Genomic DNA, 22,592 nt, shown 5'->3' on the forward strand with positions numbered 1-22,592 from the left:
GTGTCCCTCCATCGCGGTCGTCAAAAGTGGTGGCCACTTTCAGGCCGGTGAACCGCCGCCGCGGCGTCGCCGCACGCGGATGCTCGGCTCATCGACCCAGGCGTCCCGCGCAAACCAGGCGTGATCCGCGCGGCAAAATGGACAGGCCGTGCGCGAGAAGAACACGGTACTGCGTCGAAAGCTCTCGCGATCGGTCTTGATTCCGGTGGAAATCGCGTGCCCGGTTTGCGGACATCTGACCATCACCATGCCCATGAGCGCCTCCCTCCCAAATTGCCTTTTGCTTTTTGCCTTTTGCCTTGCAGAATAGTCCGGCCGGTTGGATTGGCCCTAGGTCGGTGCGCGGGGTAGTTGGGGGGGCATCGCGCACCTGCGGCGGTTGACGGAGCATCGGGCAGTGGGGGCTGCATGCTCTCGTCACTGGGCTTCTTCCAACCGGCCAGGTCCCTCCTTGAACGAATCCTCGATGTGACTTCAACGCCGCTTCTTCAGGCGGCTCGGCTGAGAACCTTGTCGCTTTCGCTCACTGCACTGCCTCCCTCGCAAGTGAAAGCATTCTCCGCAACGCTTGCTCGCGTCACGGGAGCTGACGCTCCGTGCTCAATTCAGATTGTTGAGAGTGAACTTCGATCTTGTCCCGAGCCTACTGTGCGGGACGAAGATGACGCTGTCGGTTCGGTTTGCGACTCTCGCACGAAATTTTTTTTGAAATTGTCAACTCAGACCAACGTATATTTACGGAGAGTGTTGTGCATAACCTGCATGCTGAGAGCAGCGTGAGGCTGCTGCGACAGCGTGAGATTATGGACGTATTCACATTGGCCGCGCTGCGGCAATTCGCCGGGCGAGCCTGTCGCAAACAAAAACCCCGGCATCGCTGCCGGGGTTTTGCATTTCGTTGTCGTTGAGCGAAATCCCGGCTCTGCGGTGCACCGCTTCGCGCTGCACCGTCCGGGACGACTTCGTCGCTTAGAAGTCCATGCCGCCCATGCCGCCGCCCGGAGGCATCGCGGGGCCGCCGGCGTTCTTCTTCGGCAGCTCGGCAACCATCGCTTCCGTGGTGATCAGGAGCGCGGCAACCGAGGCAGCGTTCTGGATCGCGGTGCGCACGACCTTGGTCGGGTCGATGATGCCCTTCTTGACGAGGTCGGCATAGTCGCCGGTCTGGGAGTCGAAGCCGTAGTTGTAGGTCTTGTTCTCCAGGATCTTGCCGACGATGACCGAACCGTCTTCACCGGCGTTGATCGCGATCTGGCGAGCGGGAGCCGACAGCGCCTTGCGCACGATCTCGACGCCGGTCTTCTGGTCGTCGTTCTTGGTGCGCAGGCCCTTGAGCTGCTCGGAGGCGCGGAGCAGGGCGACGCCGCCGCCCGGGACGATGCCTTCCTCGACAGCCGCGCGGGTCGCGTGCATCGCGTCATCAACGCGATCCTTGCGCTCCTTCACCTCGACCTCGGTCGCGCCGCCGACGCGGATCACCGCGACGCCGCCCGCGAGCTTGGCGAGACGCTCCTGCAGCTTCTCACGGTCGTAGTCCGAGGTGGTCTCCTCGATCTGCGCCTTGATCTGAGCAACGCGGGCGTCGATGTCGGCCTTCTTGCCGGCGCCGTTGACGATCGTGGTGTTCTCCTTGTCGATCATCACCTTCTTGGCGCGACCGAGCATCTGCAGCGTGACGTTCTCGAGCTTGATGCCGAGGTCTTCCGAGATGGCCTGGCCGCCGGTCAGGATCGCGATGTCCTGCAGCATGGCCTTGCGGCGATCGCCGAAGCCCGGAGCCTTGACGGCCGCGACCTTCAGGCCGCCACGCAGGCGGTTGACGACGAGGGTGGCGAGGGCTTCGCCTTCGACGTCCTCGGCGACGATGACCAGCGGCTTGCCGGTCTGCACCACGGCCTCGAGCAGCGGCAGCAGCTCGTTCAGCGAGGAGAGCTTCTTCTCGTTGATCAGGATGTAGGCGTCGTCCATCTCAACGCGCATCTTGTCGGCGTTGGTGACGAAGTAGGGCGAGATGTAGCCGCGGTCGAACTGCATGCCCTCGACGACGTCGAGCTCGGTCTCGAGCGACTTGGCTTCCTCGACCGTGATCACGCCCTCGTTGCCGACCTTCTTCATGGCGTCGGAGAGGAACTTGCCGATCTCGGCATCGCCGTTGGCCGAAATGGTGCCGACCTGGGCGATCTCCTCGTTCGAGGTGACCTTCTTCGAGTTCTTCTGGAGGTCCGCAACGACGGCTTCGACCGCGAGGTCGATACCGCGCTTCAGATCCATCGGGTTCATGCCGGCGGCGACCGACTTGGCGCCTTCCTTCACGATCGCAGCCGCGAGCACGGTCGCGGTGGTGGTGCCGTCGCCGGCCGCGTCTGCGGACTTGGAGGCGACTTCGCGCACCATCTGGGCGCCCATGTTCTCGAACTTGTCCTCGAGCTCGATCTCCTTGGCGACGGTGACGCCGTCCTTGGTGATGCGGGGAGCGCCGAACGACTTCTCGAGCACCACGTTGCGACCCTTCGGACCGAGGGTGACCTTCACCGCGTTGGCGAGGATGTCGACGCCGCGCAGCATCTTGTCGCGCGCCTCGACGGAGAATTTGACTTCTTTAGCTGCCATCTGAGTTTTTCCTTGAGAGATTTAACCTGGGAGGGAAAGAGGCGCTTAGGCCGCCTTCTTCTTGGAAGCGGGGACGTCGAGCACGCCCATGATGTCGCTTTCCTTCATGATCAGCAGGTCTTCGCCGTCGATCTTGACCTCGGTGCCCGACCACTTGCCGAACAGGACGCGGTCACCGACCTTGACGTCGATGGGGATCAGCTTGCCAGCTTCATCGCGGCCGCCCGGGCCAACGGCGATGACTTCGCCCTGCGAGGGCTTTTCCTTGGCACTGTCCGGAATGATGATGCCGCCAGCAGTCTTCTCTTCGGCGTCGATACGCTTAACCACGACGCGGTCGTGAAGCGGACGGAATTTCATGCAGTCCTCCTAAACATTTGCAGATGCTGTAGATTTTTGGAGAGTTGGCAGTCCAGCCAAGCGAGTGCCAGACTGGTTGGGCAGGAGATAGGCCAAGCCTTGGCGGCGGGCAAGTGCCTCTAGCAGAAAAATTGGCACTCGTGAGTGCGGCCTGCCAAAAGGATGCCGAGATCATTTCGGCATCCTTAATGCCGCCCAAGAGGGGTCGCCGGGGCTATTAGCAGATGCGGTAAGCTGCTGCCAACGCAAGAAATTTCAACAACCTATTAAACATTTAGGCTTGAGATGGGTTAGTCGCGTGCGTCACATTTCTCTCATGTGAGCGCATCCATTGCCGGTGGTCCGGCGGGGGAGGTCGGCCACCACGTGAATGCGCTCCGTCACAGGAGGTTGGCATGGTCTCGCGAGTTGGTGGGGTTGTTTCCGACGATTTCCGGAAGCAGTTGCTGGGGTACGGGCTGACGACGGCGCAAATCCTCTATCGGATGCCGGATCACCCCTCGTTGCTGCAGACCTATGTCTGGCAGAACTACGACCTGTTTCCGAAATTCCCGGCGCTGCAGGATTTCCTCGCGTTCTGGCAGGCGAAGCTCGAAGGCCCGCTGTTTTCGGTGACGGTGGCGCATTCCAAGCTGGTCAAGCCGGCCGAGCTGCGTGCCGTCGACGGCGTGTTCCGGCTGCATTAGTGGGCAAGGGGGCAAAAGCGCGCTGTGCGCCTTTGCTCGCCTCGCGGCGCGCGACTTGTGTTAGCCTCTCTCCGTCACAAAAAGACGGGAGGCGAAACAATGGCCAAGAAGACGGCATCAAGATCGGCAGCCAAGACCGCGGTGAAGAAGAAATGGTCGGGGCTCGGCGCCGGCGCCAAGAAGACGTCCGCGAAATCGTCCGCGCGCAAGACCATCAAGTCGAAAGGCCGCGTCTCGGCGGCCAAGAAGAGCGCGCCGAAAGCTGCGACCAAGGCGCGGCCGAAGCAGCGCGTCGCGATCAGCCATCACCGCGAAGAGGATTTCAAGGCCGACGGGCTGCGCGCCTATGCCAAGTACCGCGACCTCGGCATCGCCGCCGCCTCGCATGGCCTGGCGCAGGCACACGTCATCCGGCTGCAGGGACCGTGCAATCCCGATGAGGTGTCGAAGCTGCACTTCCACGATGTCGACTTCCAGATGGTCTATGTGCTCAAGGGCTGGGTGAAGACCTACATGGAAGGCGAGGGCGAGACGCTGATGCAGCAAGGCAGCGCCTGGACCCAGCCGCCGCGCATCCGGCACATGATCCTGGACTACTCCGACGACGTCGAACTGCTGGAGGTGATCCTGCCGGCCGAGTTCAAGACGGTGGAGCTGAAGGCGTAGTGCTCACGCGCTCGTCATGGCCGGGCTTGACCCGGCCATCCATCCTGCTTCGCAAGACTCTTTCAGTTTTGATGATGCCCGGTCAAGCGCGGGCATGCCGATTTTCCAGGCCGTGTACCCATAAAACCGTCGGCGTGACTCTACGTCCGCTTTGCCCCGATAGCGACCAAGTTCGTGCGGCAACGCAAGATGTCGCGATGGGCCAATAGGCGACATCCGGTCGTCGCCCGATCATGGGAGTTGGAACGCCTTTTTGAAGATTGCCTTGATGGCTTGCTTGGCTTCACGGGTAGCGACCGGATCGTGGCCGATGTGCACGCCGTGCACGACGCACGTGTCCGTATAGGCGAATGGCCGCTTGGTGTCGGTGTTAATGAGCAGCCCATCGGCATCCTCTTCGATCAAGCAATTGCGCACACTCTGGTATGCAGGCTGCATCGCTGCAGGCTGCGCACCGAGCGGGTTGTCGAATGCGTGCGAGGCGTTTGGATACTCGGTCAGTTGGACATCTGCGCCAGCGGCTCGCAGCCGCTCGACGTACGCCTTACAAGCGGCAATCGGGTTGTAGTTATCCGGCGTACCGCCGAAGATGCGGATGGGTCGACCGACGACATCGGTATCTGACAGGAATTTCGTCGCGCAATCCGGGTAGAACGAAACGTAGGCCGCAAGCTCTACGCCTGACCTATTCCACAGCCGATGGAAGCGCTTGAGGCTCGCATAGAGGGTGGCCTGGCCCCCACGCGAAAAGCCCATCAGCGCGATGCGTGCCGGATCGACTCTCGGATGTTTCGCCAGCACCTCGAGGGCACGATAGATGTCGAGTATGAAATTGAGGCGGCCGAGCAGGGCTTGATTGGTGTTTACCTCGATGAGCCCACGTCCAGTGAAGCCGTCGAGCGCAAATGTCGAAACGCCGATCTTGTTGAGCTCCCTGACCCACATCTCGACGTTAGGCGCCATACCGGCGGAACCATGCTGCAGGACCACGACCGGCAACTGACCAGAGTTCGTCGCGAGCCGGAGCTGTCCAGAAGTCGTCGTTGCCTTCCCGACGGCCTCACCGCGCAAAAATTGCGTATCCGATAGCGTCAAGGTGTCAATCGAATGCAGTTCGGTGCGTGCAGCCATATCCGGCAAGATGGGCTCGATATTCGCCTCGTCTGCAGACGGCACGGCTGCTTGTCTCCGCTCCACGCGCTCGTCGCTCATGGCGCCCCCCCCCCCCCCCCCCGCCCGGGAAATCCGATGCCACATGTAGCAGAAAAATAGCTCGACGTTTGCCGAATGTCCGAGCTGGGTCCATTCACGTCGAATCGCATCGGGCTGAGCCGCCGGTCGATGTCCGCAATGCTCCATTTGCGTCCACGCCGGCACTGCGCGGCAAACGACGCTAGGGGCCAATAGCTGCCCACAAACCCTCTGAGAAATCTGCTACACTCGGCCTATGAAAACCTTTTCAGATAAGGTCCGCGACATCGTGCGCAAGATCCCAAAGGGGAAGGCCATGACGTACAAAGCTGTCGCTGCCAAAGCCGGCAATCCGAAGGCTGCACGCGCGGTCGGTGCCATAATGCGCACGAATGACGACCCATCGATCCCCTGTCATCGCGTTATTGCAAGCGACGGCTCAATGCGCGGCTACGTGCGTCCGCGCCGTCGGCCGGCCCAACAATGATCCGCTTGACAGGGAGCTTCACCGCGTCAGCACCGCCCCGGATTGCGCGGAGCCTGTCATCGGGCGCGCGTTCGCGCGACCCGTTGGCTCCATCCGGGCTACTGCGTCTACGGCTGTGTCAGCATCCCCACGATCGCGCCCATCAGGCAGGTCGTCAGCGTGCCTGAGACGATCGACTTCAACCCGAGCGCGTTGATCTCGTCGCGTCGCTCGGGCGCCATGATGCCGAGGCCGCCGATCATGATGCCGAGGCTCGCGAAGTTGGCAAAGCCGCACATCGCGTAGAGCATGATCAGCCGTGAGCGCGGATCGAGCGCGTCGGGGCCGAGCTTCGACAGGTCGACATAGGCGATCAACTCGTTCAGCACGGTCTTGGTGCCCATCAGGCTTCCCGCCGTGATCGCCTGCGGCCAGGGCAGGCCCATCAGCCAGCACACCGGCGCCATGACGTAACCAAGCAGGCGCTGCAGCGAAATCTTCGCGCCGCCGATCTCCGGCAGTAGGCCGATGATCGCGTTCGCCAGATACACCAGCGCGACCAGCACCAGCAGCATCGCGATGATGTTCATCAAGAGCTCGAGCCCGGCGGCCGTGCCCTTCACGATGGCGTCCATCGTCGACGACACCTGGATGTCGGGATTGTCGAGCGATCCGCCGGTGCGCTTGCTGGACGTTTCCGGCACCATGATCAGGCTGACCAGGATCGCGGCCGGCGCGCCGAGCACCGAGGCGATGACGAAATGCGCGGCCGCATCCGGGATCAGCGGCGCCAGCAGCGTGGCGTACAGCACCAGCACCGTGCCGGCGATCCCGGCCATGCCGCCGGTCATCACCAGAAACAATTCGCTGCGGGTGAGCTGAGCGAGGTAGGGACGGATGAAGAGCGGGGCTTCGACCATGCCGAGGAAGATATTGGCCGCGGTCGAGAGCCCGACCGCGCCACCGACGCCGAGCGTGCGCTCGAGCAGCCAGGCCATGCCGCGCACGACAGGCGGCAGCACGCGCCAATAGAACAACAGCGTCGTCAGCACGCTCATCACAAGCACGATCGGCAGCGCCTGGAAGGCGAGGATGAAATCCGAGCCGGGCGCCTTGGGATCGAACGGCGCCGGGCCGCCGCCGACATAGCCGAACACGAAGGCAGTGCCGGCGCGCGTCGCGGCGGCGATGGTGCCGACGGCGTCATTGATCGCGCCGAAGGCCTGCGTCACCAGCGGCACCTTGATCAGCACCAGCGCAGTGACGATCGTGACGGCAAGTCCGATCGCCGCCTGGCGCAGCGACACCTTCAGGCGATTCTCGCTCAGCGCCCAGGCGATCAAGAGCAACGCCACCACGCCGAACGCCGATTGCAACTGCAGCATCACGCCCCCAAAAAACCTCGCGGGATTATGGGCAGGGGCCTCGCGCAGCGCAATGCTGTTGCGCGTTCATCTCGTATCCATTGACAAGTTGCAGGCGCTCGGCCACGCAATCATCCATGTCCTCCGCCACGCCGGCCGGCGCCCGCGATCTGCTCGGCCACAGACCGTTCCTGTTCTTCTTGTCGTCGCGCAGCCTGTCGCGCTTCTCCAGCCAGATCGGCGCGGTGGCGATCGGCTGGCAGATCTATGATCTGACCGGCAGCGCGTTCGACCTCGGCATGGTCGGACTGGTGCAGTTTCTGCCGACCGCGCTGTTGGTGTTCGTCGCCGGCCACGCCGCCGACCGCTTCGAGCGCAAGCGCGTGGTGCAGGCCTGCCAGATCGCTGAGGCGCTGACCGCATTGTTTCTCGCCGGAAGCACCTTTGCCGGCACCATCTCGGAGATCCAGATCTTCGTCGCGACCTTCGTGCTCGGCATCGCCGGCGCGTTCGAGAGTCCGGCGACCGCCGCGCTGTTGCCGCTGATCGCGCCGCAAGGCTCGCTGCAGCGGGCGACCGCGATCTCGAGCGGCGCGGCGCAGGTCGCGACCATCACCGGACCCGCGCTCGGCGGCTTCGCCTATGCCCTGATGCCGAGCGCGCCCTACGGCATCATGATGGTGTTCTGGCTGTTCGGCGCGCTGCTGACCGGCGGCATCGGCCGGCTGCAGCAGGCGCCGGTGAAGAACGGCGAGTCGTCGGACGACCTGTTTGCCGGCGTCACCTTCGTTCGCAGCAATCCGGCGATCCTCGGCACCATCTCGCTCGATCTTTTCGCGGTGCTGTTCGGCGGCGTCACCGCGCTGCTGCCGATCTATGCGCGCGATATCCTGCAAGCCGGCCCGCTCGGCCTCGGTATCCTGCGCGCCGCGCCCGCGGTCGGTGCACTCCTGATGACGATGGTGCTGGCGCGGCACACTATCAACCGCCGTGTCGGCATGCGCATGTTCCAGGCGGTGATCGTGTTCGGCGTCGCGACGGTGGTGTTCGCGCTGTCGCACTGGCTGTGGCTGTCGGCGCTGGCGCTCGCGGTGCTCGGCGCCGCGGACACGATCAGCGTCGTGATCCGCTTCTCGCTGGTGCAGCTCGCCACCCCCGACGAGATGCGCGGCCGTGTCGGCGCGGTGAACTTCCTGTTCATCAACGCGTCGAACCAGCTCGGCCAGTTCGAGAGCGGCGTCACCGCGGCGCTGCTCGGCACCGTGCCGTCGGCCGTCCTCGGCGGCGTCGCCACGGTTGCGGTCGCGCTGCTCTGGATGAAGCTATTCCCGACGCTGCGGGACGTCGAGAAGCTGGAGTAGGGCACTTCCCTTACCTCGCCCCGCGTGCGGCAGGGGTGTCCGGGGAAATTCAGGCATAGCGGAGCTCCATCTGGTCAGGTGAGATGGTTGATTTCCGACGGCTGGGGTTGATGGGCGGAGGTTTGTCGATGGCAGCGAGGGATCGACGCGTGAGCAGGAGCTGGCCGACGAGTTCGGCGAACCTGAGCGGGAGCATTTTGATGCAGTTGGTGTGAGCGGCGATGCGCAGCAGCAGGTAGGCAATCATCGCAGCGAGCACCTGAAGGCGGATCGCGTTGTCGTTGGCGCCGAGGAACTTGCGAATATCGAGATGCTGCTTGATCCAGCGGAACAGCAGCTCGATTTGCCATCGGCTCTTGTAGAGGGCGGCGATCTCGACGGCGCTACGGACAAGGTCGTTGGTCAGGAGTGTGATCTTGCCGCCTTTCTCGCGTCTGATCTTGATGCGGCGGAGCGGGATTGGAAGGCGCGAATCGCCCTTGCTGGTGAGCTTCACCTCGTCATCGGCAAGGATTTCGAAGCCATCCCCGTTACGCTTGCGGATGGCGCGATGCCTGAGCGAGCGAAGACGGATGCTCGTCTTCGCCCGGGTAACGAAGAAAGCCTTGCTATCATTGATCTTCTGCCACCAGTCGAAACGGCAATAGCCCTTGTCAAACACATAGGTGGTGGCGGGCTGGATTGGGGTCTGTCGGCCGATCTCGATGTCATTGACGTTCGCGGCCGTCATCTCGACGCAGGTCGGGACATCGCTCCTTGGGTCGTAGACGACATGCAGCTTCATGCCGCGGATGCGGCCGTTCCACGTCGCCCAACTGCAGACCTTGCCGAGCGGGATCGGACTGGCGTCGATCAGACGCACCATCTCCATGCCTTCACTCCGCAGCTGGCGACGCGCCATCGCCGACAGCGCCGCAAAGGTTTGCGCGAAAATGCCGATCGGACGGCGGGCATTGGCATCGGACAACGTCGAGCGCGACAGCTTGCCGGTTCCCAAGTGATAGTGATGCTGCGAATTGGCGTTGAAGCCAGTCACCACCCCGCGCAGACTGCTGTTGCCGCTAAGCTGGGCATAGATCAGCGCCACCAGATGATCCCAGCTCCTGAACGACTTGTCGTAGGCATCCCCGTCCAGACGATCCACAACCGTCTGAAACTGCCGTCGATTGATCGGTTCAAGCAGCCTTCCAAAAATGCTACCGCGATATCGCATGCTCGGCCCTCTGTGTCTCGACAACCAGAAAAGACCGATTTGCCTCGGTCCTGCCGAGCATGCACCGCGACACAGTGAATCATTCCCCGGACACCCCTGCGCTTGCGGGGAGAGGTCGGATTGCGCAGCAATCCGGGTGAGGGGGACTCTCCGCGCGTTTGTCTCTCACCGTCCTTGTGGAGACTCCCCCTCATCCCGACCTTCTCCCCGCGCGCGGGGAGAAGGGGAAGATGAGCCCCGGGGCAAGCTTTTCATGATTTCGGAATAATGGAAAAGTATCGCTGATTTGCCCGACGTGTCAAGTTGCCGTGTCGAACGCCGGCAGCTGCCGGCTACTTTGCATGGGGTTGTTTTCGATATTTTGGCGGCGCCCCCTGCGACGGCATGGCCGGGACAAGCCCGGCCGGCCGTCGCGATAGTCCTGCCGCAAGCAGGGAGAAGGAGCAGATCAGCCGCGGCCGACGAACGGCATCTTGGTCGCCATGACCGTCATGAACAGCACGTTGGCGTCGAGCGGCAGGCCTGCCATGTAGGCAACGGCGTCGCCGACCGCCTTGGCGTCCATGCGCGGCTCGTGCTTGGTGGTGCCGTCCGGCTGCAGCACGCCGGGGCCGTTGACCATGCGGTCGGTCATCGGGGTCGCGGCATTGCCGATATCGACCTGGCCGACCGCGATGTCATACATGCGGCCGTCGAGGTTGGAGGACTTGGTGAGGCCGGTGATGGCGTGCTTGGTCGAGGTGTAGGCGGCCGAGAACGGCCGCGGCGCATGCGCCGAGATCGAGCCGTTGTTGATGATGCGGCCGCCGCGCGGCGTCTGGTCCTTCATGATGCGGAAGGCGTGCTGGGTGCACAGGAACGGCGCGGTCAGGTTGGTGTTGACCACGGCCTGCCACTGCTCGAGCGGCAGATCCTCGAAGTTCACCGGCGGCGCGCCCATGCCGGCATTGTTGAACAGCACATCGAGCCGGCCATAGGTCGCCTTCACCTTGTCGAACAGCGCCGCGATCGCGGCCGGGTTGGCCATGTCGGCGGACACGCACAGGCTCTTGCCGGCGGGACCGAGCTTGGCGGTCTCTTCCAGCATCTCCATGCGGCGTCCGGCGAGCACCACGGTGTAGCCCTTGTCCATCAAAGCGAGCGACGCGGCGCGTCCGACGCCGGTGCCGGCGCCGGTCACGAGTGCGATCTTGCTGGTTGCCTCAGTCATCCGAGTTTCCTCTTACTTGGTTTTTGCTTCGGTTTCGTTCTTGTAGGGTGGGCGTGGAATGTTCTGGTGCGCCGCGCGCAGCGCCGCCGACCAGCGCGAGCGCAGGTCGTGGAAATAAGGCTCGCCGGCCTCGATGCGGTGGTTGAGATCGGCCTCGCAGGCGTCCGTGCGCACGACCAGCACGTCGATCGGCAGGCCGACGCCGAGGTTGGAGCGCATCGTCGAATCCATCGAGATCAGCCCGGTCTTCAGCGCCTCGTAGAGCTCGACGTCGTAGTGCATGGCGCGGTCGAGCACTGGCTTGCCGTATTTGTGCTCGCCGATCTGCAGGTACGGCGTGTCGGTGGTGCACTCGATGAAGTTGCCGGCGGTGTAGACCATGAACAGGCGCATCCGCGAGCCCTTGATCTGGCCGCCGAACAGGAACGAGACGTCGAAGGAGATGTCCTCGGCGCGCAGCGCATCGCCCTCGGTGGCGTGCACCGAGCGGATGGCGCGGCCGATCCGCTGCGCCGCCTGGAACATGGTCGGGGCGTTCATCAGCGTCTCGAGCTCGCCGGTGTCCGGATTTTCCATGCCCTCGGTCAGGGTCGACAGCACCGACTGGCTGATCGCCAGATTCCCGGCGCTGGCGATCGCCATGATGCGGTCGCCGGGCTTTTCGAAGATGTGCAGCTTGCGGAAGGTCGAGACGTTGTCGAGGCCGGCATTGGTGCGGGTATCGGCGATCATGACGAGCCCGTCGCGCACCAGAATTCCGCAGCAATAGGTCATTTAAAGCCCTCAGACGGTCCGAGTTTCTCGGCGGGAAACTAGTAGCCAATTTCGAGGATGCATCCAACCCCAATTCCCCGTGACGGGACGTGCGATGGCCGGTCGCGCGGGTCGGGGCCGCCGGTCCTGGCGATGGTCCGTCCGGGTGCCCTGTTCCGGCCATCGAGGTCGCGAGCATTCCGGTCTCGCTCTGCGTGGCGCGCAGCCGGCAATGATCTTGGCCTCGCGTCGTTGCGAGGGGCGGGGTGTTGTGCTCGACTGCCTGCAACCGACGACAACAAGAAATTTCGGGAGGCGGGAATGTCGTTCAAACTGGCCGCGTGCATCGTGGCATTGGGTATCGCGGCGATGGCCGCGAGCCCTGCATCGGCGCAGAAGCAGGGCGGCACGCTGCGGCTCTATCACAACGACAATCCGCCCTCGACCTCGCTGCTCGAGGAATCCACCATTGCCTCGGTGATGCCGTTCGCGGCCGTCTTCAACAACCTCGTGGTGTTCGATCCGGCCAAGGTGCACGAAAGCATCGACACCGTGATCCCCGATCTCGCCGAGAGCTGGTCGTGGGACCAGACCAACACAAAGCTCACTTTCAAGCTGCGGCACGGCGTGAAGTGGCATGACGGCCAGCCGTTCACGGCCAAGGACGTGCAGTGCACCTGGCGGATGCTGATCGGCAAGAGCGAGACCCAAGACGTCAAAACACCGGACTTCAAGCGCAACCCGCGCAAGGTCTGGTACTCGAAGCTCAAGGATGTCAGCATCAATGGCGACGATGAGGCGACGTTCGAGCTGACCGAGCCGCAGCCCGGTCTCTTGGCGCTGCTCGCCAGCGCCTTCTCGGTGGTCTATCCCTGCCACGTGCCGCAGCAGGTGATGCGCACCAAGCCGGTCGGCACCGGGCCGTTCAAGTTCGTCGAGTTCCGACGCGGTGACTCCATCCGTCTGATCCGCAACCCCGATTATTTCAAGAAGGACCGGCCGTATCTCGACGAGATCACGGTGCGCTCGATCGACAGCCGTGCCACGCGGATGCTGGCATTCGCGACCGGCGACTACGACATCACCTTTCCGTCCGACGTCAGCATTCCCCTGATGAAGGACGTCAAGGCGCGGGCGCCGAACGCGATCTGCGAAATGACGTCGACCAATCTGCAGGTCAACCTTCTGGTCAACCGCGTCAATCCGCCGTTCGACAATCCGGATATCCGCAAGGCGATGTCGCTGGCGCTGGATCGCAAGGCCTTCAACAGCATCCTGTTCGAAGGCACCGGCCGGCCTGGCGGCGCGATGCAGGCCAAGCCCGAAGGCGAGTGGGGCATGCCGGCGGAGATCCTGTCGACGCTGATGGGATACGGCCCCGATACCGGGAAGAACCTCGCCGAGGCGCAGGCGATCATGCAGAAGCTCGGCTACAGCGACGCCAAGCCGCTGTCGATCAAGATCCAGACCCGCAATCTGCCGACCTATCGCGACCCGGCGGTGATCCTCGCCGACCAGCTCAAGAAGATCTACATCACAGCCGAGCTCGACATTCTGGACACGCCGCGCTGGTACTCGCGGCTGCAGCGCAAGGACTACACCATCGGCCTCAACGTGACCGGCGTCAGCGTCGACGATCCCGACGGCAATCTGGTCGAGAACTATTCCTGCAACTCCGAGCGCAACTACACCCAGTATTGCAACGCCGAGGTCGACAAGCTGCTGGCGGCGCAGTCGCGCGAGGTCGACAAGGACAAGCGCCGCAAGATCGTATTCGACATCGAGCACCTGCTGGTCAACGACGCCGCGCGGCCGGTTATCCTGCACTCATCGGCCGGCAATTGCTGGCAGCCCTACGTGAAGAATTTCCATCCGCACGACAACAGCCAGTACAACAATCTGCGCTTCGAGGATGTCTGGCTGGATAAGTAGCGCGTGGTGGCCCGCCGGCGACGACGTGTGCCGTTGCCCTCGTGCGCTTCGTATCCTTATTTATTCACACGACCAAAGCCGCGGCTGGTCCTGCGCATGCGCGCACTCCCGCGCCGATCGCCGGGGCAAGTCTGCGACGGCGCCCGTCAGTCAGGCCGCGCAGAGATCCATCGGGATATCCGACGTAGCTACGGGAGCTCGGATATCAGCTTGGTCCACTCCGCCTCCGGCCAGGCCCGTGAGGTGCAAGTGCGTATGTTTCCCAGAGAGCTGAGGGCAAGCGCGAGCTTTGTGATGTTGTCGCCGAGCGGTGCTTCGGCGAGGAGAAGGATGTCATGCTCGCCGGAGGTGAGATAGACCTCCTTGATTTCGACACCTAGCGTCTTGGCGAGTTCTTTCGCCGCTCGGCTGCGCTTGGGAGCTTCCTTGACATTACGAATTCCCTGGTCGGTCCAGTCGATCCTCAATATGAATGTCGCCATGTCGTCCTCCAAGGGTTTAGCATTGCCCTTGTCTGCCGCGCGCGCGGCAGGCCAACCTGCTTCATGTTGAAGTTGAGGGAGCGCCACATAAGGCAGGCGCTGCTTTCAGACTGCGATGCCTGCCGACGGCCTGACCGCTGCCCGTTACTTCAAACGGCGACGTCGGCCCGTCCCGTCCAAGGGCAGCTCGCTGCAGATTACGCCATGTCCCTTGCTCGAGAAAGAGGGCTCCCCGCGTTGTGATCGGGACCGCGTAAGCGAGGGTGCCGCGTCAAGATCACACCCTCTGCGCAAGGATGCGGCCGCAGACCATCGCGCGCCGGACAGCTATCCGATGCAAGTCAGGTGTGGGTGTAGTCACCGGGTTTCAACCCGAGCGCCTTCACAGCCGCTTCGGGAAGCGGCCCCAACGCTTCGACCGTTTCATTGGGGGCCATCACGTCCGCAATGATCGCCGTAGCCTTTGCCGCGTCTCCTTCGGCTACGAAGAAGACCGAGCGGACCGGCGGGCCGCCGTCCAACGGTGCAGTTGTTACGAGGACAACCTGACCATTTGCCATGCTCTCTTATACCGCAGTCGCGGCGCTGTTCCACGGATCCTGTCGATCGATCCTCACGACCCGGCCGCTGACGCGTGCGCCAAGAGCGATGCTGCTACGGTATTGCATCGTCGCGGCCCTAACACCAAATAACTGAATGTGGGAGGCAGAACCGCTCCAGGAATGAGCGCGTGGCCAGCAAAAGAGCAAACGAAGAGCTCCCCGTCATTGCGCGCTTTGAGGTGCGCCGCCGCAATTACCTCGCGCCCGACGGCTCGATAGAGCGGCCGCTTCCTGCCTTCGCCACCGACGCCAAGCTGCTGGTCGAACTTTACCGGTCGATGGTGCTCTTGCGTCTGTTCGACCGAAAGGCTGTTGCATTGCAGCGCACCGGTCGGCTGGGAACCTATGCCATTTCGCTCGGTCAGGAGGCGGTGTCGGTCGGCATCGCGAGTGCGATGCGGGAGGATGACGTTCTGTTGCCCTCCTATCGCGACAACGGCGCGTTGCTCTGGCGTGGCGTCGCGCTGGAGGAGATCCTGCTGTTCTGGGGCGGCGATGAACGCGGCAATCAATTCTCCGGTCCGGTGCACGATTTCCCGTTCTGCGTTCCCGTCGGATCACAGGCGCCGCATGCCGCCGGCGTTGCCTACGCCCTGAAGTTGCGCAAGGAGCCGCGCGTGGCCGTCTGCATGTTCGGCGACGGCGCCACCTCGAAAGGCGATGTCTACGAGGCCATGAATTTCGCCGGCGTTCACAAATTGCCGCTCGTGTTCGTCGCCACCAACAATCAATGGGCCATATCGGTGCCGTTGCGTCTGCAGACGGGTTCCGAGACGCTGGCGCAGAAGGCCATCGGCGCCGGGTTCAGCGGTGAGCAGGTGGACGGGAGCGACGTGGTGGCGATGCGTGCCGCGGCCGAGGAGGCCATTGCCGCTGCCCGCGACGGCAAGGGCCCTCACTTCATCGAAGCGGTCACCTATCGGCTCGGCGATCACACGACGTCAGATGATGCATTGCGCTATCGTTCGGCCGAAGAAGTCCAGGCGCATTGGAAGGAAGAGCCGATCGCGCGCCTCAGGTCCTATCTTGTGGGTCAGAAGATGTGGACCAAGGCGGATGAGGAGCGGCTTGCCGCCGAGTGCCATGAGCGAATCGAGGCGGCGGTGGAGCGCTATCTGAAGACGCCGCCACGCCGAGCAGAAACCATGTTCGACAACCTCTATGCCGATCTGCCCGAGGCGTATGCCGCGCAGCGTCGCGAACTTGCGGGAGAGGACGATGCCTGAACTCACGTTGGTCGAAGCCATCAATCGGGCGCTCGGCCGCGCGATGGCGGATGATCCCGATGTGGTCGTGCTCGGCGAGGATGTCGGCGTCAATGGCGGCGTCTTCCGCGCGACCGTCGGCTTGCAGGAGCGCTTCGGTCCGGAGCGCGTCCTCGATACGCCGCTTGCCGAACTCCTGATCAGCGGGCTTTGCGTCGGCATGGCCGCGCAGGGACTGAAGCCGGTCGGCGAAATCCAGTTCATGGGATTTATCTATCCCTGTCTCGATCAGCTGGTGAACCACGCATCACGGATGCGCAACCGTACCCAGGGACGGCTCACTTGTCCGATGGTTCTGCGCACGCCGCATGGTGCCGGCATTCGCGCACCCGAGCATCATTCCGAGAGCACTGAGGCGATGCTGGCCCACATTCCGGGCTTGCGTGTCGTGATACCTTCGTCGCCGGAGCGCGCCTATAGACTTCTCCTCGCCGCGATCCGCGATCCCGATCCGGTGGTGTTCCTGGAGCCGACGCGGTTGTACCGCGCCGTGAAAGGCGAGGTCGAGGACAACGGCGAAGCGTTGCCGATGGATCGCGCCTTTGTCGAGAGGGAAGGTCGCGACGTCACGCTGATCAGCTGGGGTGCGATGCTGAAGGAAACGATGGCCGCAGCGGACGCGCTCGCCGACGAGAGCATCGCTGCCGAGGTTATCGACCTCGCCACGCTCAAGCCCTACGATGAAAACACCGTGCTCAGGTCGGTCACAAAGACCGGGCGCTGCGTCATCGTGCACGAGGCCGCGCACACCGGCGGATTTGGCGCGGAGATCGCGGCCATGATCGCCGAGCGCGGACTGTCCTCGCTGCTCGCACCCGTGACCCGCGTCACCGGCTACGACACGATCATCCCGATGGCTCGACTCGAGCAACGCTACATGCCGTCGGTCGGACGCATCGTGACCGCAGCCCGAAAGGCGCACCAGTACAACTGAACACCAACGGACCTTGTGCGATGCGCCAGTTCACGTTGCCGGACCTTGGTGAAGGTCTTGAAGAAGCCGAGATCGTCACCTGGTACGTCAACGAGGGCGATCACGTCGTGACCGATCAGCCGCTCGTTTCGGTCGAGACCGACAAGGCGGTGGTCGAGATACCGGCGCCGTCGAGCGGACGCATCGCGCGCCTGTTCGGTGCCAAGGGCGATATCGTGAAGGTCGGCGCGCCGCTCGTCGAGTTTGCCGAGGACGCAGGGCAGGACACCGGCACGATTGTGGGCGAACTCGACACCGGCGAGCAGCGGCCGGCGCCAGCAACTGCTTCGCCGCCCAGCGGGCAGGGAGCCCAAGTGTTTCCGGCAGTGCGCGCCCTTGCGCGCAAGCTTGACGTCGCGCTCGATCTCGTCGAGGCGACCGGGCCCGGCGGCACCATCACGCGGGCCGATGTCGAGAGGGCGGCGAAGCGGATGTCTCACAGCGGACCCGCCGAGCCGCTGCGCGGCTTGCGCCGCGCGATGGCCCAACGCATGACAGCAGCGCATGCGGAAATCGTCCCCGCGACGGTTACCGATGAAGCCGACATCGACGATTGGCGGCAGGGCGAGGACGTGACAATCCGCCTGGCGCGGGCGATCGCCGCTGCCTGCAAGGCAGAGCCCGCGCTCAATGCCTGGTATCATTCCGGTACGGGAGAACGGCGCCTGATCGAGCGCATCGATCTCGGCATCGCCGTCGACACCGGCGGCGGCCTGATCGTTCCCGTGCTGCGCAATGTCGCGGAGCGGAGCGTATCGGACCTGCGGGCCGGGCTCGACCGTCTGCGAGCCGACGCAATCGCGCGCGCGATACCCCCGGAGGAACTGCGCGGTGCGACGATCACGTTGTCGAACTTCGGAATGATCGGAGGCCGGTTTGCTAATCTCATCATCGTGCCGCCGCAGACGGCGATCGTCGGTGCCGGGCGGATTTCGGAGCGCGTGGTCGCGCTTCGGGGGCAGGTTGCGGTCCGACGCACGCTGCCGCTATCGCTGACCTTCGATCATCGGGTGGTGACGGGCGGCGAAGCTGCCCGTTTCCTGGTTGTCCTCAAATCCGACATCGAGCGCATTTCGTGACATCACTCATGCGCGAGCCAGGCAGGGCCGTCACGGCTCCTGCCTTGGTCCCGCAGGTGCGTCGACGAGGAAGGCCTCGTCGACGGGCACGCCGAGCGCCGTGACCAGCCGGTTGGTTTCGGCGGCCATGCCGACGATCGCCAGCATTTCCTGATATTCGGCGTCGGTCATGCCCTTGGCGCGGGCGCTCGCGGTGTGCGAGTGAATGCAATAGCTGCAGCCGTGCGCCACCGAGACGGCGACGTAGAGCATCTCCTTGACCTTCGGATCGAGCGCGCCCGGTGCCATCACCTCCTTGATGCTCTCCCAGGTCCGCCGCAGGGTCTTCGGATCATGCGCCAGCGCGCGCCAGAAATTGTTGACGAAGTCCGAGTTCCGCGTCTTGCGGATGTCGTCGAAGACGGCGCGTGCCTCCGCCGAGAGCTCGTCGTCGGAAAGCAGTTTTACGGTGGCCATGGCTTGTCCCGCTGGTGTGGTTTGAAGCAGCGATCATAGCACCCCTGCGGACATTGCGAGGAGCGAAGCGGCGAAGCAATCCATGCCTCCGCAAGCGATCAGATGGATTGCTTCCCGGAGCCTGTCATCGGGCGCGCGTTCGCGCGACCCGTTGGCTCGCAATGACGGACGCGGAGAGGGATCAGCCCTACGACTGCGTCTGGCTCTGCCACTGTCCTGGACGGCCGGCCTGGTCGACCTTGACCGCGACCGTCAGCGTCTCGTTGCCGCCGCCATAGCGGGTGCCGCGGACCGGGGCGGCGCCGAGATAGTCGAGGCCGATCGCGACGCGGGCATGGGCGTCGGTGGTGCAGATGCCGTTGGCGGCGTCGAAGCCGATCCAGCCAAGATCGGGCACGAAGGCCTCGGCCCAGGCATGGCCGGCCTGCTGGTTGACCATGCCATCGGAGCGCAGGAAGTGGCCGGAGACGAACCGCGCCGGAACGCCGCCGGCGCGCGCGCAGGCGATCAGGATGTGCGCGTAGTCCTGGCAGACGCCGCGCTTCAGCGCGAACGCCTCGGCGGCCGAGGTGGCGCTGTTGGTCGGGTCCTCGTCGAAGGTCATGTGCTCGTAGATCTGCACCATCAGCGCGTGCAGGAAACCGAGCACGTCGGCGCCGGCTTCCGCGCGCAGCTCGCGCACGACGGCCGTCATTGCCGGGTTGAGGTCGGTCAGCGGTGTGGGACGCAGGAACAGGCTCGGCGGAAACCGCTCGTCGCTGCCGCGCAGCACGCCGCCGGTATCCTGGGTCTCGATCAGGCCCTCGCAATGGATCGTGAGGTCACTGATCGAACCATGCGTCAGCACATGGGTGACGTTGCCGAAGGCGTCCTCATGGGTGTCGAGCCGGGAATCGGTCGAGACGTCGATCTGCCAATCCGCGACATACTGGCCGTCATGGCTGCCGGGCGTCATCCGCAGAATCTGGATCACGCCCGAGGCCGCCGGCTCGTAGCGATAGGTGGTGGTGTGGGCTATCCGCAGGCGCATGGCTCAACCGGTGTTCAATCGGTCTTTTCAGGGCAGGAGTGTCATGCCCGGACCCTTCCCGGGCACCCACGTCTTTCTTCCTAATCGGCCGCGAAATCAAGATGTCGATGGCCGGGGGTCACCTATGTCACGAAAGACGCGCCTCGCGCTTTTGCCCGGCCATGACGAGATTTTGCCTCAAAACCGGTCAGATCAGATATTGCTTGGTGATGATCTCACCCAGCCGTGAGTTGTCCGCGATGAACTCCTGGATGAATTCGTGCACGCCGTGCTGGAAGATATCGTCCATGTTGCTGTGCTCGAGCCGGTTCCTGATGCCGCGGGCATGGCGTTGCGAGGCGCCCTGGCGGCCATAGGCGACGCCGATCTGGTCGAGGTTGCGCACGAGGTTGCTGTAGCAGCTGGCAAGCGAGCGCGGCAGCGTATCGTTGAGGATCAACAGGTCGGCGATCAGCCAGGGCTTCAGGGTTTCCCGGTAGACCCAGTGATAGGCGGTCGTTGCCGACACCGAGCGCAGGATCGAGGTCCACTGGTAGTAATCCAGCGGGCCGCCGACATGCTCCTCCTCGGGCAACAGCATGTGATACTTCACGTCGAGAATCCGCGCGGTGTTGTCGGCGCGCTCGAGATGCACCCCGAGCCGCGAGAACCAGTAGGCGTCGTTGCGCAGCATGGTGCGGTAGGCCGAGCCGTCAAAACGCAGCGAGGTCTCCTGCACGAAGCGCAGGAATTTGGCCAGCTCCTCGCGGTTGGCGGGACCCTTGTTCCAGACCGCCTGCAGCTCGATCCAGGCCGAATTGATGGTGTCCCACATCTCCGACGTCAGTGCTGTGCGTACTGAGCGTGAATTGAGCCGCGCCGCCTCGATGCAATTCTTGATCGAGGACGGATTGTCCGACGAGAAGGAGAGATATTCGATGACGTTCCGCTCGTCGGCTTCCTCATAGTGATCGTAGAAGCTCGCGCCGACGCCGGCGGTGAGCAGTGCGGAATCCCACTCATTGGTCTTGCCGACATAGGCCGCGGGCAGCGCGGTGACGCGCAAGGTCGCATCGATCGTACGCGCCAGATATTCGGCGCGTTCGACATAACGGGCCAGCCAGAACAGGTTTTCGGCGGTGCGCGACAGCATGCGATAGTCCCTACAAGGCGAAACGTGTTTCACCTCCCCCTGAAAGGGGGAGGTCGACGCGCAGCGGCGGGTGGGGGTTTTCTCTCCATTCGGCGTATGCGGCCGACCCCCACCCCGACCCTCCCCCTTGCAGGGGGAGGGAGGGCTCGCGCAGCGCGTTTGGCTTCAAATCACTCACTCAGTATCCAGGTGTCTTTGGTGCCGCCGCCCTGGCTCGAATTGACGACGAGCGAGCCTTCCTTCAGCGCGACGCGGGTCAGCCCGCCGGGCACGATGGTGGTGTGGCTGGAGCCGGTCAACACGAACGGGCGGAGGTCGACATGACGCGGCGCCAGCCCCTTGTCGGTGCAGGTCGGGCAGGTCGACAGCGCCAGCGTCGGCTGGGCGATGAAGCCCTCCGGCTCGCGCTTGAGCTTGTCGCGGAATGCCTCGATCGTCGCCTTGGTTGCGGCGGGGCCGATCAGCATGCCGTAGCCGCCCGAGCCGTGCACCTCCTTGACGACGAGGTCGGCGAGGTTGTCGAGCACGTAGGACAGATCCTGCGGTTCGCGGCAGCGCCAGGTCTGCACGTTCTTCAGGATCGGCTCCTCGCTGAGATAGAATTTTACGATGTCCGGCATGTAGGAATAGATCGCCTTGTCGTCGGCGATGCCGGTGCCGACTGCATTGGCGAGCGTGATGTTGCCGGCGGCGTAGGCCGACATCAGTCCGGGGACGCCGAGCGCGGAGTCCGGCCGGAAGGTGAGGGGATCGAGGAAATCGTCGTCGACGCGGCGGTAGATCACGTCGACCCGCTTCAGCCCCTCGGTGGTGCGCATGAACACCTCGTCGTTCTTGACGATGAGGTCGCGCCCCTCGACCAGCTCGATGCCGAGCTTGTCGGCGAGGAAGGAGTGCTCGTAATAGGCCGAGTTGTAGACGCCCGGCGTCATCAGCGCGACTGTCGGCTCGGCGGAGGCGCTGTGCGGCGCGACCGACCGCAGCGCCGACAGCAGCTCGTCCGGATAACGGTCCACCGGCGCGACGCGGTGCCGCGCGAACAGGTCCGGAAACAGCCGCATCATGATTTCGCGGTTTTCCAGCATGTAGGACACGCCGGATGGCGTGCGCGCATTGTCCTCCAGCACGATGAAATTGTCGGGATCGGTGCGGATGATGTCGATGCCGGCGATGTGGACGTAGATGTCGTGCGGCACGTCCTGGCCGTTCATCTCCGGCCGGAACACCGGGTTCTGGAAGATCAGGTCCTCGGGGATGACGTTGGCGCGCAGGATGTCGCGGCCGTGATAGATGTCCTTCAAGAACATGTTGAGCGCGAGCACGCGCTGCTTGAGGCCCTTCTCCAGCAGCGTCCACTCGGTCGCCGACATGATGCGGGGGATGACGTCGAAGGGGATCAGCCGCTCCTGGGCCTCGGCGTCGCCATAGACCGCGAAGGTGATGCCGATCCGGCGGAACAAGAGCTCCGCTTCCTGGCGTCGATATTCGAGCGCATCCGGCGGCGTCTCTTTGAGCCAGCGGGAGAGCTCCTGGTAGGCCGGGCGGAGATCCTCGCCGAGGCCATTCATCTCATCGAACGCGACTGCCATATAGCCCGACTGCCCTCCCAAGCCATGTGACACAGTGCATGACTTGATGGGATGGTAGCAAGGGGCGGGCCAGCGCGATATGCATTGGCTTGCGGCATTTGCTATGGGTGAAGTGGAAGGCCTGCCCGAAAAACCGGCTGAGGTCTGCTTAATTCGGCGGCAAAACCCCGTG

22 protein-coding genes are annotated in these 22,592 nt (G+C 63.7%); 8 read left to right on the forward strand and 14 right to left on the reverse strand.

Annotated features, from left to right (window positions below):
- Positions 1–39: 39 nt before the first annotated feature.
- From J2R78_RS31245 to groES, 3 genes are all read right to left on the reverse strand, one after another.
- Complete coding sequence (locus tag J2R78_RS31245) at positions 40–255, reverse strand: hypothetical protein (RefSeq protein ID WP_092090127.1); 216 nt, start codon at positions 253–255, stop codon at positions 40–42.
- A 714-nt stretch (positions 256–969) separates the two neighbouring features.
- Complete coding sequence (groL, locus tag J2R78_RS31250) at positions 970–2,610, reverse strand: chaperonin GroEL (RefSeq protein WP_157343304.1); 1,641 nt, start codon at positions 2,608–2,610, stop codon at positions 970–972.
- A 45-nt stretch (positions 2,611–2,655) separates the two neighbouring features.
- Positions 2,656–2,970 (reverse strand): co-chaperone GroES, encoded by a 315-nt coding sequence (gene groES / locus J2R78_RS31255; RefSeq protein WP_021077770.1) that lies wholly within the window; start codon positions 2,968–2,970, stop codon positions 2,656–2,658.
- Between the two features lie 395 nt (positions 2,971–3,365).
- Between groES and J2R78_RS31260 the strand changes: the two genes are divergently transcribed.
- Complete coding sequence (locus J2R78_RS31260) at positions 3,366–3,656, forward strand: usg protein (RefSeq protein ID WP_026192965.1); 291 nt, start codon at positions 3,366–3,368, stop codon at positions 3,654–3,656.
- Positions 3,657–3,755: 99 nt separating this feature from the next.
- Positions 3,756–4,322, forward strand: coding sequence for a cupin domain-containing protein (locus J2R78_RS31265; RefSeq protein ID WP_253607990.1), 567 nt, complete (start codon positions 3,756–3,758; stop codon positions 4,320–4,322).
- A gap of 231 nt (positions 4,323–4,553) precedes the next feature.
- Here the strand turns inward: J2R78_RS31265 and J2R78_RS31270 are convergent, their stop codons facing one another.
- Positions 4,554–5,534, reverse strand: coding sequence for a dienelactone hydrolase family protein (locus J2R78_RS31270; protein ID WP_253607991.1), 981 nt, complete (start codon positions 5,532–5,534; stop codon positions 4,554–4,556).
- Between the two features lie 235 nt (positions 5,535–5,769).
- Between J2R78_RS31270 and J2R78_RS45445 the strand changes: the two genes are divergently transcribed.
- Entirely contained in the window at positions 5,770–6,000 is a 231-nt protein-coding gene (locus J2R78_RS45445) for an MGMT family protein (RefSeq protein ID WP_076830218.1), read from the forward strand.
- Positions 6,001–6,107: 107 nt separating this feature from the next.
- Here the strand turns inward: J2R78_RS45445 and J2R78_RS31275 are convergent, their stop codons facing one another.
- Entirely contained in the window at positions 6,108–7,364 is a 1,257-nt protein-coding gene (locus J2R78_RS31275; RefSeq protein ID WP_253607992.1) for a NupC/NupG family nucleoside CNT transporter, read from the reverse strand.
- Positions 7,365–7,480: 116 nt separating this feature from the next.
- On the opposite strand from J2R78_RS31275, the gene J2R78_RS31280 reads away from it, so the two are divergent.
- Positions 7,481–8,704 carry an MFS transporter gene (locus tag J2R78_RS31280; RefSeq protein ID WP_253607993.1) on the forward strand — a complete coding sequence of 408 codons (1,224 nt, stop codon included), beginning with the start codon at positions 7,481–7,483 and terminating at the stop codon, positions 8,702–8,704.
- Positions 8,705–8,753: 49 nt separating this feature from the next.
- Here J2R78_RS31280 and J2R78_RS31285 read toward each other — a convergent pair whose 3' ends face one another.
- From J2R78_RS31285 to J2R78_RS31295, 3 genes are all read right to left on the reverse strand, one after another.
- The gene (locus tag J2R78_RS31285; protein ID WP_253605569.1) at positions 8,754–9,917 is read right to left on the reverse strand and encodes an IS4 family transposase; all 1,164 of its coding nucleotides are present in this window, start codon (positions 9,915–9,917) and stop codon (positions 8,754–8,756) included.
- Between the two features lie 448 nt (positions 9,918–10,365).
- Positions 10,366–11,127, reverse strand: coding sequence for an SDR family oxidoreductase (locus J2R78_RS31290; RefSeq protein ID WP_050385914.1), 762 nt, complete (start codon positions 11,125–11,127; stop codon positions 10,366–10,368).
- 12 nt (positions 11,128–11,139) lie between these two features.
- Positions 11,140–11,901, reverse strand: coding sequence for a hypothetical protein (locus tag J2R78_RS31295; protein WP_057019101.1), 762 nt, complete (start codon positions 11,899–11,901; stop codon positions 11,140–11,142).
- Between the two features lie 300 nt (positions 11,902–12,201).
- Here J2R78_RS31295 and J2R78_RS31300 point away from each other — a divergent pair, with 300 nt between their 5' ends.
- Positions 12,202–13,812, forward strand: coding sequence for an ABC transporter substrate-binding protein (locus tag J2R78_RS31300; protein WP_253607994.1), 1,611 nt, complete (start codon positions 12,202–12,204; stop codon positions 13,810–13,812).
- Between the two features lie 188 nt (positions 13,813–14,000).
- Here the strand turns inward: J2R78_RS31300 and J2R78_RS31305 are convergent, their stop codons facing one another.
- Both J2R78_RS31305 and J2R78_RS31310 read right to left on the reverse strand, forming a co-directional pair.
- Positions 14,001–14,294, reverse strand: a complete 294-nt coding sequence (locus tag J2R78_RS31305) for a GYD domain-containing protein (protein WP_026192964.1) — start codon at positions 14,292–14,294, stop codon at positions 14,001–14,003.
- 341 nt (positions 14,295–14,635) lie between these two features.
- Positions 14,636–14,854, reverse strand: a complete 219-nt coding sequence (locus J2R78_RS31310) for a hypothetical protein (protein WP_253607995.1) — start codon at positions 14,852–14,854, stop codon at positions 14,636–14,638.
- A gap of 170 nt (positions 14,855–15,024) precedes the next feature.
- Between J2R78_RS31310 and pdhA the strand changes: the two genes are divergently transcribed.
- From pdhA to J2R78_RS31325, 3 genes are read left to right on the forward strand one after another with little or no spacing between them, the layout of a single operon-like run.
- Complete coding sequence (pdhA, locus tag J2R78_RS31315) at positions 15,025–16,122, forward strand: pyruvate dehydrogenase (acetyl-transferring) E1 component subunit alpha (protein WP_176937213.1); 1,098 nt, start codon at positions 15,025–15,027, stop codon at positions 16,120–16,122.
- The gene (locus tag J2R78_RS31320) at positions 16,115–17,095 is read left to right on the forward strand and encodes an alpha-ketoacid dehydrogenase subunit beta (RefSeq protein WP_253607996.1); all 981 of its coding nucleotides are present in this window, start codon (positions 16,115–16,117) and stop codon (positions 17,093–17,095) included. The genes pdhA and J2R78_RS31320 overlap by 8 nt, the downstream gene beginning before the upstream one ends.
- Positions 17,096–17,115: 20 nt before the next feature.
- Positions 17,116–18,213, forward strand: a complete 1,098-nt coding sequence (locus tag J2R78_RS31325) for a dihydrolipoamide acetyltransferase family protein (protein WP_253607997.1) — start codon at positions 17,116–17,118, stop codon at positions 18,211–18,213.
- A 30-nt stretch (positions 18,214–18,243) separates the two neighbouring features.
- On the opposite strand, the gene J2R78_RS31330 is transcribed toward J2R78_RS31325, so the two are convergent.
- The 4 genes from J2R78_RS31330 to J2R78_RS31345 all read right to left on the reverse strand — a co-directional run bounded on the left by J2R78_RS31330 (position 18,244) and on the right by J2R78_RS31345 (position 22,420).
- Complete coding sequence (locus tag J2R78_RS31330) at positions 18,244–18,669, reverse strand: carboxymuconolactone decarboxylase family protein (RefSeq protein WP_253607998.1); 426 nt, start codon at positions 18,667–18,669, stop codon at positions 18,244–18,246.
- A gap of 187 nt (positions 18,670–18,856) precedes the next feature.
- Positions 18,857–19,699 (reverse strand): transglutaminase family protein, encoded by an 843-nt coding sequence (locus J2R78_RS31335; RefSeq protein WP_253607999.1) that lies wholly within the window; start codon positions 19,697–19,699, stop codon positions 18,857–18,859.
- Positions 19,700–19,886: 187 nt separating this feature from the next.
- Positions 19,887–20,831: an alpha-E domain-containing protein gene (locus J2R78_RS31340; protein WP_057019095.1), complete on the reverse strand. Its 945-nt coding sequence runs from the start codon at positions 20,829–20,831 to the stop codon at positions 19,887–19,889.
- A gap of 170 nt (positions 20,832–21,001) precedes the next feature.
- Positions 21,002–22,420 (reverse strand): circularly permuted type 2 ATP-grasp protein, encoded by a 1,419-nt coding sequence (locus J2R78_RS31345; RefSeq protein ID WP_168856780.1) that lies wholly within the window; start codon positions 22,418–22,420, stop codon positions 21,002–21,004.
- Positions 22,421–22,592: the final 172 nt, after the last annotated feature.

It is taken from the genome of Bradyrhizobium sp. USDA 4538 (assembly GCF_024171045.1).
GTDB classification, from domain to species: domain Bacteria; phylum Pseudomonadota; class Alphaproteobacteria; order Rhizobiales; family Xanthobacteraceae; genus Bradyrhizobium; species Bradyrhizobium australafricanum.